Source organism: Agromyces italicus DSM 16388 (assembly GCF_000421545.1).
GTDB classification, from domain to species: domain Bacteria; phylum Actinomycetota; class Actinomycetes; order Actinomycetales; family Microbacteriaceae; genus Agromyces; species Agromyces italicus.
In genome coordinates this window covers 387,987-401,346 of record NZ_ATXF01000004.1, presented here as the reverse complement: position 1 = coordinate 401,346, position 13,360 = coordinate 387,987, and the positions used below count along the sequence as shown (strand labels likewise).

The 13,360-nt window shown below is 65.7% G+C and carries 11 protein-coding genes; all 11 read left to right on the top strand.

What is annotated here, in order from left to right:
- Nucleotides 1–25: 25 nt before the first annotated feature.
- On the top strand, nt 26–1,438 hold the full coding sequence (locus tag H516_RS22315) for a conjugal transfer protein TrbL (RefSeq protein ID WP_022888102.1): 1,413 nt from the start codon (nt 26–28) through the stop codon (nt 1,436–1,438).
- A gap of 3 nt (nt 1,439–1,441) precedes the next feature.
- Nucleotides 1,442–2,902, top strand: a complete 1,461-nt coding sequence (locus H516_RS0102255; RefSeq protein WP_022888101.1) for an SCO6880 family protein — start codon at nt 1,442–1,444, stop codon at nt 2,900–2,902.
- 53 nt (nt 2,903–2,955) lie between these two features.
- Entirely contained in the window at nt 2,956–3,450 is a 495-nt protein-coding gene (locus H516_RS17790; protein WP_022888100.1) for a helix-turn-helix domain-containing protein, read from the top strand.
- Between the two features lies 1 nt (nt 3,451).
- Nucleotides 3,452–6,385 carry a translation initiation factor IF-2 N-terminal domain-containing protein gene (locus tag H516_RS21090; protein WP_245561693.1) on the top strand — a complete coding sequence of 978 codons (2,934 nt, stop codon included), beginning with the start codon at nt 3,452–3,454 and terminating at the stop codon, nt 6,383–6,385.
- A gap of 39 nt (nt 6,386–6,424) precedes the next feature.
- A complete protein-coding gene (locus H516_RS0102240) occupies nt 6,425–7,105 on the top strand; it encodes a vWA domain-containing protein (RefSeq protein ID WP_022888098.1) in 681 nt (226 codons plus the stop codon).
- Nucleotides 7,106–7,855, top strand: coding sequence for a PP2C family serine/threonine-protein phosphatase (locus H516_RS21485; protein WP_084620189.1), 750 nt, complete (start codon nt 7,106–7,108; stop codon nt 7,853–7,855).
- Nucleotides 7,856–7,993: 138 nt separating this feature from the next.
- Nucleotides 7,994–8,440, top strand: a complete 447-nt coding sequence (locus tag H516_RS21085; RefSeq protein ID WP_157432113.1) for a hypothetical protein — start codon at nt 7,994–7,996, stop codon at nt 8,438–8,440.
- Nucleotides 8,437–9,921 carry an ATP-binding protein gene (locus H516_RS0102225; RefSeq protein ID WP_022888095.1) on the top strand — a complete coding sequence of 495 codons (1,485 nt, stop codon included), beginning with the start codon at nt 8,437–8,439 and terminating at the stop codon, nt 9,919–9,921. Before H516_RS21085 ends, H516_RS0102225 begins: the two co-directional genes overlap by 4 nt.
- A gap of 61 nt (nt 9,922–9,982) precedes the next feature.
- Nucleotides 9,983–10,969, top strand: a complete 987-nt coding sequence (gene dprA, locus H516_RS17775; protein ID WP_157432112.1) for a DNA-processing protein DprA — start codon at nt 9,983–9,985, stop codon at nt 10,967–10,969.
- 4 nt (nt 10,970–10,973) lie between these two features.
- Nucleotides 10,974–12,812 carry a type IV secretory system conjugative DNA transfer family protein gene (locus tag H516_RS17770; RefSeq protein ID WP_051138653.1) on the top strand — a complete coding sequence of 613 codons (1,839 nt, stop codon included), beginning with the start codon at nt 10,974–10,976 and terminating at the stop codon, nt 12,810–12,812.
- A 181-nt stretch (nt 12,813–12,993) separates the two neighbouring features.
- Complete coding sequence (locus H516_RS0102210; RefSeq protein WP_157432111.1) at nt 12,994–13,257, top strand: hypothetical protein; 264 nt, start codon at nt 12,994–12,996, stop codon at nt 13,255–13,257.
- Nucleotides 13,258–13,360: the final 103 nt, after the last annotated feature.

The following is a 13,360-nucleotide window of genomic DNA, read 5'->3' as shown; positions in this document are numbered from 1 at the left end:
CCGCCGCGCCGTTCAGGGCCGCACGATGAGCGTCTGCGACATCCCAGTCATCGCCGAAGTCTGCACCGCGGTCGGCGAGGGCACCGCCTCGCTGGTCACTGCACCATTCGACTGGCTGGCCGCCGCGATGGGTGCCGCGGCCGCATGGATGTTCGAGGCCGTCTGGACCGCCTTCGATACCACCACCCTCGTCGACGTCACCGACCCGAGTTACCTCGAAGTATTCAACGTCCTCTTCGGGGTGGCCGTGTTCGTAACCCTGATCTTCTTCTTCCTGCAGCTGATCACCGGCCTCGTGCACCGCGACCCGACCGCTCTCCCCCGCGCCGGCATCGGCCTGGCCAAGTCGATCCTCGGCTCGTTCGTGATCGTCAGCCTCACGGCCCTCCTGCTGGAGATCACCGACCAACTCTCGATCGGCATCGTGCAGGCAACCGGCAACACCATGGAAGGCATGGGCGACCGCATCGCCCTCCTCGCCGGCGGACTCGCGACGGTCAACATCGCTGCCCCTGGCGTCGGCGCGATCGTCACGATCTTCCTTTCTGCCCTCGCGATCAGCGCTGCCGCGATCGTGTGGTTCTCCCTCCTGATTCGCAAGGCGCTGCTGCTGGTTGCGATCGTGTTCGGGCCAATCGCTTTGGCTGGGGCGACCTGGGATGCCACAAAGGGCTGGATCTCAAAGTGGATCGCCTTCGTCCTGGCACTTGTGCTTTCGAAACTCGTGCTCGTCGTGATCTTCCTCGTCGCTATCGCGCAAGTTGCCGCCCCGATCGACGCCGACCTCGCCTCGATCAGCGATCCGATCGCTGGCATCGTGCTGATGTTTGTCGCCGCGTTCGCCCCATACATCACGTACAAGTTCCTCAACTTCGTCGGCCTCGACATGTACCACGCCATGTCGAGCGAGCAAGAGGCCAAGTCGGCACTGAACCGGCCTGTGCCGGTGCCCGGCGGGCCTGGCATCGATAACGCGAAGAAGATCCTCGACGGCGGCGCAAGCGGAAGCGACAACAAGGGCGCCCAGGGCGGTGGCCCTGTCCCGACCGTCGCGACCGCTGGGCATGCCGGAGCTCGAGCGGGCAGCACTTCAGGTACGGCAGCTGGCGGTTCCGCCGGAGCATCCAGCGCTGGGGCAGCGGGTGGCGGCGCAGCCGGCAGCGGCGCCGGAGCAGGCGCAACGGGCGCGGGCGCTGCGGCTGGTCCGATCGGCATCGCCGCCGTCGCCGGCGCGCAGGTCGTCGGCGCGACTGCGCAGGCTGGGCACCAGTTCGGCAGCAACATCGGCCACGCCGCTGACTCCCAATTCGGCGCGGCGGATGCCTCGGTCACCCCTCTGCCACCCGCCTCCGCGCCGCCCGGCCCGGCGCCCCACCCGCGCCCGCCCGCCCCGAGCACGCCCGCGACCTCGCCACCGTCGACCCGAAAGGATGCCTGACCCATGCACGCCGACACCGCTCACGAATACAAACTCGCCCCAGTGCAGTTCTCGAGGCTGACGAAGCGAGGCATTCTGCTCGGCCTCTCCGCGCCGCAGCTCATCGCGCTCACGTTCGCTCTCCTCACTCTCGTGTCAGCGCTTTACACGGCCGGGGCATCCGGCGTCGCCTGGACGTCGCCTCTCTGGGGCGCGGCCGCTCTGACCGCCGTCGTCCCGCTCGGCGGGCGCAAGCTCGTCGAATGGGTTCCCGTCACGACCAAGTGGATGCTGCGCGTCGCGCGCGGGCAACTCACGTACCGACGCCGCATCATCCGCCCCAGGCCAGTCGGCACCCTGGCCCTGCCCGGCGATGCCGCATCGCTACGCGAATGGCACGATCCGGAATCCGGCGCGGTCATGATTCACGACCCACACCAGCAGACCCTCACCGCGATCATCGCGATCTCCCACCCGGCCTTCGCTCTCGTCGATCCCGGCGAACAGCACCGCCGCGTTCAAGGATGGGGACGCGTTCTCGCCGGCGCCTGCCGCTCAGGACGCATCGCGCGCATCCAAGTCAACGAACGCACCCTCCCAGACTCCGGCACCGGCCTCGCCGAATGGTGGGAATGCCACGGCACCGACGACGATTCCTGGGCCGCCAACACCTACCGCGACCTCATCGAACGCGCCGGCCCCGCCGGCGAACGCCACGCGACCACCATCAGCGTCGCGCTCGACCTGAACGCCGCCGCCCGACAAGTGCGTTCAAACGGCGGCGGGATGCGCGGCGCCGCCGCCGTCCTCCGCCAAGAAATGACCGCCATCTCGAGCGCACTTCGCGCCGCCGACCTCATCGTCGGCGGCTGGCTCACGGCTGCTGAGCTCGCCGCCGCCCTGCGCACCGTCTACGACCCAACGGTCGGCGTCGACCTCGAGCGCCACCCGGCCGTCGGGCGCGACCTCGCCACCGCTGGCCCCGTCGCCGTCACCGAAACCTGGGATCGCCTTCGCACCGACACCGCGTTCCACGCCGTCCTCTGGATCAGCGAGTGGCCACGATCACAGGTCTACCCCGGCTTCCTCGCCCCACTCGTCTTCACCAACGGCATCCTGCGCACGGTCGCCCTGCACTACCTGCCCGTCCGCGCCGATCAGGCCGCCCGAGACATCCGCAAGAAGAAGACCGAACTCATCTCAGACGCCCACCAACGCCGCCGAATTGGTCAGATCGAGGATGCCTCCGCCACCGCGGAGTACGGCGACGTGCTGCAGCAAGAAGCTGACCTCACCGCCGGCCACGGTGTCCTTCGTGTCACCGGCCTCGTCGCCGTGACGGCACCGACCGTCGACGAACTCGACGCCGCGGTCGCGGCGATGGAGCAGGCAGCCATCCAGTCGTCATGCGAGGTACGGCGGCTCGTCGGTCAGCAGGCGCAGGCGTTCACGGCTGCAGCGCTGCCGCTTTGCCGACCTGTATAGAACGACTATCCCTCTCGGCACATTGGATCCTTCAGATCGACCAAACTCGAACCTTGACGGACGCCGTCGCTCTCGTTACAGTTACAGCACTTACAGAACAGTTGCAACAGAGAGAGGTGGTCGTGGTGAAGTCAGTCCAGGAGGCTATGCAGACTCTTCGTGCCGCCATGGCCGAACAAGAGGATCCGGTGTCGGTGTCGATGACGGTGTCCCGATCCCTTGCCGAGAAGCTCCTGCAGTTCCTAGAGACTGAGTACTCATCCGGAGCAGTCGTTGTGCCGGTCAAAGACATGTACACGACTACCGAGTCGGCCACCATTCTCGGGATCTCGCGGGCGACCCTGATGAAGCTCATCGATTCGGGGGAGATCGAGGCTGTGAAAGTCGGCACCCATCATCGAGTGCCCGCTGACGAAATCGTGGCGTACCAGCGTGAACGCCAAGTGAGTCACGAGCGGGCCGCCGAACTGATGAACGAGTTCTCGTCCCGTTCGCCCCGTTTCCATAGCAATGTGACCTTCCGCGCCGGTCACAAACGAGAGGAGTGACGTGGCCGCCAAACCACGTGTGCACGAGATCGCATCCGAAGTCGGAATCGACTCGAAGATCGCACTCTCCAAGCTCAAAGAGATGGGCGAGTACGTGAAGGGCCCATCATCGAGCATCGAGCCCGCAGTAGCCCGAAGACTGCGTGCAGCACTGGAAGCCGACCGGAGCGCATCGCCAACGCCGTCGGTCGCACCGATCGAACCGATCGCACCGATCGCACCGGCGATCGGGATCCGCACTCGGACAAGCAAGCCGCGCGTGCACGAGATCGCATCCGAAGTCGGAATCGACTCGAAGGTCGTACTCTCCAAGCTCAAAGAGATGGGCGAGTACGTGAAAGGCCCATCATCGAGCATCGAGCCCGCAGTAGCCCGAAGACTGCGTGCAGCACTGGAGATCGATAGGAGTACTTCGCTCAGCCCGCGAACCAGCGCCCCACTCGCACCTCGCGCAACACCTACTCTAGCCCCGTATGTAGCCGTCCAGCCGCCGAGCTCGGTAATGGGACCGCGGCAGGTGAGCGCGGAGAGGTCAGAATCGGCAGTTTTCGCACCAGAAGAGTTCATATCGACCGACCATCGACTCTTCATCGATACGAACGTCTTCATGGACACCGATCCCGATCGCGCTGGAGGCCTGAAGAAGCTCTTCGGACGGTGCATGGACATCGCGCTTCGGAACCACAACGGGATCGTGGTCCCGTCTAAAGTCATCGACGAGCTTGCCAAGCAGAGCGGCCTGGATACGTCCGAGTTCACGGAAGAGCGCGCAGCAGCTGTACATCGCGCCGGGCAATGGCTCACAGCACTGGAGTCGGGTGCTGCCGCCGGGTTCATCCGCAAGGACCTCGGTGACGGCTCGAACCCGTACGCTGACGATCTTTTCGTCGACCTGTTCACGCATTTCGGGGGCAGGTACGACATGTGCTTGCTTACGAACGACATCACCCTGCGCATGCGAATCCGCCTGCTGGGCGCAGCCTCGCAGCGCCACCTCGTCGCAGGAACCGTGTGTGCAGACGGTCGCCTCGCCGTGGACCCCGACCAAGCCCTTTACGAACGTGCCTGCAGAAAGCTCGCCCGAATGACGCGGCACATCGAGGAGGGGCTCGGCAAGCCCAAGGATCACGCGGAAGTCGAGATGCTTGCGCCCCTGCTCGACGCGTTCAAGCGTACATTCGCGGTCAACGAGATCGACGCGAGGCACACCGACCGCCGGAGCATCCGCCTGCCTTCGACGCCAGCTGGCCCCTCAACGCCCTCGGCATTCCGCCGTGTGACCGCGCTCAAGCCAACCGATCGACTCCTCGCACCCACCTCCATCCCCAAGACGGGCGACGGAGTTACGGGAGAAACCCCCCAAACCAAGCGGGCGGTCATGCTCGGTGAGATGCTCGGAGTGGGTGGCGAGGGGTCCGTGTTCGCCGTCGAGGGCGACTACAGTCAGGTAGTCAAGATCTTCGACAAGGATCACCGAACTGAGCACCGCAAGTCGAAGATTGGCCTCCTACTCTCGCACGTGCTCGAGTCACAGGGCATCGCGTTCCCGACGAGCATGATCCTCAACAGTGAGGGCGAGTTCGTCGGATACACAATGCCGCGAGCGTCCGGCAAAGAGCTCCAGGCCACGATCATGCGACCCGCGCGATTCAAGAGGGTCTACCCGAACTGGACGAAGGCCGATCTGGTCGACGTCTGTATCTCGTTCCTCGAAAAGGTCGCATACCTTCACTCTCTGAACATTCTTCTCGGGGACATCAACCCGAAGAACGTCATGGTCGACGAACACAAGAACGTCTGGATCATCGACGCGGACTCCTGGCAGATCGAGGGCTACCCGTGCCCAGTCGGAACCCCGATGTTCACGGCGGCCACGATCAACGGCGAGTACGCCGACGCGCTTCGCACCGTCGAAGAGGAACGGTTCGCAGTCGCAACCATGCTCTTCATGATCCTGATCACGGGACAATTCCCATATGCGCGCGCAGGTGCGGACGGTAGCGACTTCGCAGCGCTGATCGCTGAAGGCAAGTTCGCTTTCCAGTTCAAAGGGCCATCCGACAGAGATCAGCCCGAGGGCAACTGGAAGTTCATGTGGAGCCACCTCCCCTTCAAGGTCAAGCGTCTCTTCTGGAACACTTTCCACCGCAACGGCACGCGATCCACCCGCCGCCCAACCGCGAACGAATGGCTCGACGCCTTCCGCGAGTACAGAGCGGTATTTGGCAGTGCTGACGACTTCGACCCGATGTCAGATGACGTCTACCCGTTCCGATTCCGCGCTTTCCGCCCTGACACACCCATCCACGACTGCCCCCAGTGCGGTCGCGCGAATGCAATCGTCGGGCTGTGGAACGAAGACAGCGGGTCATACTTCGAGCCGTCCCTCTGCTACGACTGCAACCAGAACAAATCGAGGTGCGCGGATTGCGGCAAGCCCAAGCATCCCGACACTCTCAAAGACGGGCGATGCTGGGAGTGCAATCGCAAGCGCAACAATGCAGCGTGCGCCAACTGCGGCAAAGAGACTCCCACGCGGTACATGGTGGACGGCCGTTGCTCGAACTGTCAGCTCATCCGATGCAAGGACTGCGGAACTCCGACCGCAAAGGCCGATCTCTCATACGGGCGTTGCGCGACATGCGTGAAGAAATCCGCCGAGCTGGACTCGACCAAGCTGTGCGTCGACTGCCGCCAGCCCTTCATCACCTTCGATCACGAACGATGGTTCACATCCAAGGGCCTCGACATCCCCAAGTCGCATCTGACAGCCACGAAGCGTGCCTGCCCGCCGAGGCCTGCAGCTTCAGCACCGCCTCGTCGAACGGCATCAACCGCGACCCCACCCAAGCAGCGAACCGCTCCGCCCAAGGCAGCGCCCGCTCCTCCGGCGAAGAGCCTCTGGGAGCGCTTCGTCGGATGGCTGAGCTCCTGACCGCCACCAGCACTCCAGAATCAACAGAAAGGGCCACCAATGGCACTCAACATCGGCGCCGACGACCTCGTCGAGAACCCGACCCCTCGCGTCCCCGTAACCCTCTGCCTGGACACGAGCGGGTCGATGATGGGCGAGAAGATCCGCGAACTCGTGGAGGGAGTCAACCTCTTCTACAACGCCATCGACGAGGACGACGACGCGCACGATGCCGCTGAGGTGAGCATCGTAGAGTTCAACTCCGCCGCGAGCCTCATCCAGGACTTCGCGAGCATCGAGCGACTTGATCGAATCGATGCGATCAATGCGACGGGCGGGACCGCCCTCGGCGAAGGTGTGAACCTGGCACTGGACACGCTGGAGAAGCGTAAGTCCACCTACTCGAACGCCGGCGTGCTCTACTACCAGCCATGGCTCGTCCTCATGACCGATGGTCAGCCCAACGGGAGTTCCGCTGAGCTGGAGCGCGCCATAGGGCGTGTGACTGACCTCGTCGCTCAGAAGAAGCTCACCGTCTTCCCGATCGGTATCGGTTCAGACGCTGACATGAGCGTGCTCGAGCGGTTCAGCCCGAACCGGCCCCCGCTTCGACTTCGGGGAATGAGCTTCAAAGAGTTCTTCGAGTGGCTCTCGAAGTCAGTCTCGCGCGTGTCCCGGTCCACTCCGGGCGACGCGGTCAAGCTTGACCTCGAGGGGTTGGCAGGCTGGGCAGAACTGTAGATGTTCAACGAATTCCACTATCAAGTGCGGGGGCGCGGGCACGAACAGGACGGCACCCGCGGGCAAGACCGAACAGGGCACGTATCTCGCGGCGGTGTCCAAGCTCTGTGCCTCGCCGACGGCGCCGGCTCTGCGGCACAGTCAGAGCTCGGTGCGCAAGCAGTAGTGGACGAGGGGTGCGCCCTTCTTGTGGAGGGATTCGCGCCGTTCGTGACCGCGGAAGACGCCGAACAAGCGCGTCGCAACATCCTTGAGCGCCTACACGACCGCCTTGACGAGGTTGCGGAGCGAAACGGTTGCACTCGCGTCGATCTCGCTTCCACGTTCCTCGCAGTCGCCGCTACCAACGACAAGTTCATCGTTGCGCATATCGGCGACGGGGTTATCGGGTACGTGAGGAACGGCAAACTGCTCGTGGTATCGGCGCCCGACAATGCCGAGTTTGCAAATCAGACTACGTTCGTGACGTCACCCGATGCAGCGACATCGATACGGCTATTCCGTGGATCGATGGAAGGAGTAGCCGGGTTCGTCCTCATGAGCGACGGTGCCAGCGCGAGCCTGTATGACTTTCGCGCCAAGACGCTAGCACCGGCTTGCGCAAAACTCATCGACGTGGTCAGGAACGCACCAACGCGACAAGTTCAAAATCCCTCGTACAAGAAGCACCTTCGGCGCCTGGTCGACACGAAACTTCGACTGGCGACCAAGGACGACTGCGCAATTGGGATTCTCGGCCGACGACCTTGACGCCAAGATCGTGCTAGATCTCTGAGCGTGCCCTATGCGAAGCAATCGCGGCCTTCACAATTTGACCTTCCAGGTTGAGGCTCTCACTTGAACCAAAGCGCACACCTTCCATGTGAAGCATCCTGATTGGAGCCGAGCATGTACGTCTTTGAACGCGATGAGCCGTCGACGCGGTGGATCAGCGTCGTCTTCCTGCAGGGCGAGGAAGCCGAAGAACTCCTCGCCACGATCGAGCGTGAGGGCCCGATCGCCGCGATCTATCGTCTGCGGGAGTATGACCACGGCGATGCAACCATCGAGACTGCGCTCGCAGACGGGTACGTGTACGACGCGGTGCCCACTGGCAGCACCGATCACACGATCGAACCGTTCGGGTCGCCGTACGCGCTGACCTACAGCGACACGTTCGGCTACGTGTCGCTGCTGCGCCGCTACGAAGACAAGGCCGAACCAGAACGCGTCCCATCGGCGTCCAGGGCGCTCGCCTTCGCCGGACGATCACCGCGAGCCTTCGCGGACGACTGGCCGCCGAACCCGGCGTCGGCCGCGCCGCCTTCCCGCCTGAATCGCGCCGTGGCGTTGTGAGCATCGACGAGCGGCTGCACACCGCGCCACTGGTCAGCCCCCGCGATGAGCCACGCCGGGACCGGCGCGCCAGGCGGCACACCGCGGCTGCGATCGAGCGGGATACACGGAAAGCTTCTTCGGCTGAACGCCGCGCCCGCTTCGAGGCCGAGCGCACTGAAACCCGATCAGCGTCCTACCTCCCGGCCTCCGGCGAGCCTGGCCCCGCCACGCTCCGCACGCCGGGCCGACTGAAACTGCCGAAGCACCAAGACACCTCGGCAACGCTCGCGGGCCACTACCCGTTCCTCGCCGAAGCTGGCCTCGGCTCGGCGGGCGTATTCGTGGGCCAGGACCTCTACTCAGGCGGATCCTTCGTCTACGACCCGTGGGTGCTCTACCAGCAGGGCATGATCACCGCCCCGAACGTCGTGCTCGCCGGCATCGTCGGGTCCGGCAAGTCGTCACTCGCGAAGTCGCTCTACACGCGGTCGCTGCCGTTCGGACGGCGCGTGTACGTGCCCGGCGACCCGAAGGGCGAGCACACCGCTGTCGCCGAAGCCGTCGGCGGCAAAGCGATCATCCTCGGCCATGGCCTGCGCAACCGGCTGAACCCGCTCGACGAAGGACACCGGCCGTCCGCGGCATCCGATGCCGAATGGGCCGCGCAGCTCGCCGCGCGCCGACGTGAACTCATCGGCGCCCTGGCCGAGACCGTCTTGGATCGCACGCTCTCGCCGCTCGAGCACACCGCGATCGACCTGGCGCTCAGCGATGCTGTGCGCAGCGCCGCGGTGCCGATTCTGCCGATGGTCGTCGACCGCATCCTCGACCCCAACGTCACTGATGACCGCGAGCGGCGCCTGGCCGAAGACGGCCGCCTCGTCGGGCACGCTCTTCGGCGCCTCGTCGCCGGGGACCTGGCTGGCCTGTTCGATGGCCCCTCGACAGTGCGGTTCGATCCGTCGCTGCCGATGGTCTCACTCGATCTGTCGCGTGTTGCCGAGAACTCGACCCTGATCTCGGTGCTGATGACCTGCTCGTCGGCGTGGATGGAGTCCGCCCTCTCCGACCCCGCCGGCGGGCAGTGCTGGGTCATCTACGACGAGGCGTGGCGGCTGATGGCCTACCCGGCACTCCTGCGCCGCATGGACGCCCAGTGGCGCCTCGCACGCCACTTCGGCATCGCGAACATGCTGATCTTCCACAAACTCTCCGACCTCGACAACGTCGGCGACTCCGGCTCCGCAATGCGCGCCCTCGCCTCGTCCCTGCTCGCGAACGCCGAAACCCGCATCGTCTACCGGCAGGAGCCCGACCAACTCGGCGCCACCGCGACCGCCCTCGGCCTCTCCGGCACCGAGCAGAAGCTCCTGCCGACGCTCGGCATCGGGCAAGGGCTCTGGCGGGTCAAGGACCGCAGCTTCGTCGTGCAGCACCAACTGCACCCCGACGAGCTCGCCGCGTTCGACACGACCGCGCGCATGATGGAAGGCCAATAATGCGGATGCCGCGTGGCAACGACTCTTCGGGTGCACCTGTCGAACACACCGAGGAGGCGCCGTGACCGCAGACGACGAACGAGCAACGAGGATGACGCTCGCCACGGTGTCGGAACCAGCCGACATCATCACCGGCGCCCTCGTGATCCGCATCGGCGCCGCCGAGACGCTCGCGCTGCTCGAGTCGAGGAGTGCGCTGCCGCCGGGAATCGATCCTGCCGAGGGCGAGCTGTGGCGTCGACGGCTCGCCGCACGCCTGAACCCAGCGTCGAACGATGAGATCGAGGCGCGCATGGCGCAGCATGACCTGCGGATGATCATGCCCGGCGACGTTGCTTGGTCGGCCGAGCTGAGCCAGCTCGGACCGAGCGCACCACTCGCTCTCTGGCTCAAAGGCGACTCGACCCGGCTGACGACTCAGTTGTCAGAGCGCGTCACGATCGTTGGGTCGCGAGCCGCCACCTCGTACGGCGATCGAATCACCGCGGACCTCTCCACCAACCTGGCCCGCCGCGGGAAGGTGATCGTGACCGGCGGCGCCTACGGCATCGACGCAGCGGCGATCCGCGCCGCGACCGCCACCGCGCCCGGCCACACGATCGCGGTCCTCGCCGGCGGACTCGACCGCCCCTACCCCAGCGGACACGACGACCTCTTCACCCGCGTCACCGAATCCGGCGGCCTCCTCATCAGCGAACTCCCGCCCGGAGCCGCCCCGACGAGATGGCGGTTCCTGCAGCGCGGCCGACTCGTCGCCGCGCTAGGCAGCGCGACCATCGTCGTCGAAGCCGGGCAACGGTCGTCGGCCTTGAACGTCGCCGCTTTCGCTCACGCGCTCGGCCGCCCAGTTGCCGCCACACCTGGACCACTCACCTCACCCGCGAGCGCAGGCACGCACCGGCTGATCCAAGACGGCGTCGCGACCCTCGTCGTCGGCGCCGATGACGTCCTCGCTCTGACCGACCCCGCGGTCAGATATGCCGCCGAGCGGCCTTTCGCCTACTCCCCCGCCCGCGGCATCCGCATCAGCACGGACCTCGCCCGCTGAACCGATGACGCAACAGCGCAACTCGACCGGGCTCGGCGACGAACTCACGAACCTCGGCATCGGCATCCTGATCAGCGCCGCTGGTCTCGCGCTCGTACTGCGCGCGGCTGGCAGCGCCGCGGCGTGGGCCAGCGGCATCCCGCAACCGATCAGCGGCCCCGAAACGGGCCTCGCCGTCATCCTCAACCCAGGCGACCCGGGCACAGCACTCGGCTCCCCCGGTCTGCATCCGGTCGCCTACTGGGTCACCGCCGCGCTGCTGCTCGCGATCGCGGTTGCTACCGTCATTCTGATCTGGCGGATGCTGCGTGCTTCGACCCATCACCGACGGCTCGACCCGTACCGGCTGCCCGGCATCGCCACCAAGACCGACGTCGCCCACGCAGCATCCCGAACCGCACTCATGAAGCGCGGCCGCCACCTGCGCCCTTCGCTGACCGATGCGAAACCAGCCGACGTCGGCTACCGGCTCGGCAACTCCCGTGGAGTGGACGTGTGGGCCTCCATCGAAGACTCGATCCTCGTCATCGGCCCGCCTCGGTCGGGCAAGGGGGCACACATCGTCATCAACGCGATCCTCGACGCGCCCGGCCCCGTCGTGACGACCTCCACCCGACCCGACAACCTCACGGCGACTCTCCGCGCCAGGCAGCAGCATGGGCCTGTCGCCGTCTTCGACCCCCAGCAACTTGCCCCCGGAGTTCCCGCCGGACTTCGGTGGTCACCGATCCGGGGCTGCGACGACCCTCTCACCGCGATGATTCGCGCCACCGGTCTCGCCGCCGGCACGGGGCTTGCCGCAGGCGGGGTCGAGGGCGGCGGCTTCTGGGAAGCCAAGACCCGCGTCGCCCTCCAGGCTCTTCTGCACGCCGCCGCGCTCGACCGCCGCACCCCGGCAGAGCTCTTCCGCTGGACCCTCGACCCCACGGCCGCTGCAGATGCCGTCGCGATTCTCACCACCAACCCCAACGCGGCGACCGGATGGGGCGACTCGCTGCAGGCGATGCTCGAAGCTGACCCACGCACCCGCGACTCGATCTGGCAAGGCGTTTCTCTCGCACTCGCCGCCCTCGCCGACCCGCGCGTGCTCCAGGCCGTCTCCCCCAGCGACAGCGAGCAATTCCATCCCGTGGAGTTTCTGCAGAACAACGGCACCCTCTACCTGCTGGCCACCAGCGCAGGCGCGAACAACTCCGCATCCCTCGTCGCCGCGTTCCTCGAAGACCTCATCGAAACCGCCCGCAGAATCGCCGCCCGCAACCCCAGCGCCCGACTCGACCCACCGCTCCTGCTCGCCCTCGACGAAATCGGCAACCTCGCCCCGCTCCCATCACTGCCCAACCTCATGGCCGAAGGCGGCGGCACCGGCATCACCACCATGCCGGTGCTGCAATCACTCGCCCAAGCCCGAACCAAGTGGTCCGACAGCGCGGCGAGCACGATCTGGGATGCCTCGATCGTGAAGATCGTGCTCGGAGGAGCTTCCAACACCAAAGACCTCCAAGACCTCTCCACCCTCATCGGCGACCGCGACGACACCACCGACTCCACCACCATCGGCGACCGCGGATCCCGCTCCGCCCAACGCTCAGTCCGTCGCATCGCGACCATGCCACCCGACACGATCCGCACACTCCCATTCGGCACTGGCCTCATCCTGCTCCGCTCGGCCCCACCGATCATCGCCCGGCTTCGCATGTGGACGAACCGCGCCGACGCCACCGACCTCCGAGCCGGGCGTGCTGACATCGAGGCGCAGCTCAGGAACAGACCCCCTATGGAAGCAGACGAGACCGATGTCGCTGCTGAGGACATTGCAGCACCGCCGCCTGAACCGGCATAGCGAGCACCGATCAGGAGCGCTCTCACGGCAGCCTGTCGAGGTCGGTCACGAAGCATCCGAAGCCGCCAAGCTTATTCACCCGAGGAACGTTCCACCCGTCCAGTGACTCCGCGCCTGTGACATTGCGCGTCGCCCACCCCGAGCTTACTATCGAACATATCTTCGAAGAATGGAGGGGCGCATGCTCACAACACACGGCGCGCCCGTCATGGTTTGGCTTGACGGTGCGGACCTGCCAATGCGACTCGTCTATCGCGGAACGCGCTACCGCGTGATCGATCAGCCGACCTCGCTGCCCAGAACTCCCGAGTGGCCAAGCGGCATCTCCCACCCACCAGCAGACGTGCTCTTGGCACCTGGCTGGCGTGTCACCGGACGAGCCGACGACGACACGATTCTCATCTTCGACCTTCGCACCGCGCCGAACGGCTGGATCGTCGAATGACCTACGCCTGACGTGGGCAGCAACCGTCGATATCCCGACCGTGCAGACGAACGCGCCGACGAAATCCGTCTTGAGCAGGCGAAGCTCGGAACCCCTGTCGGGT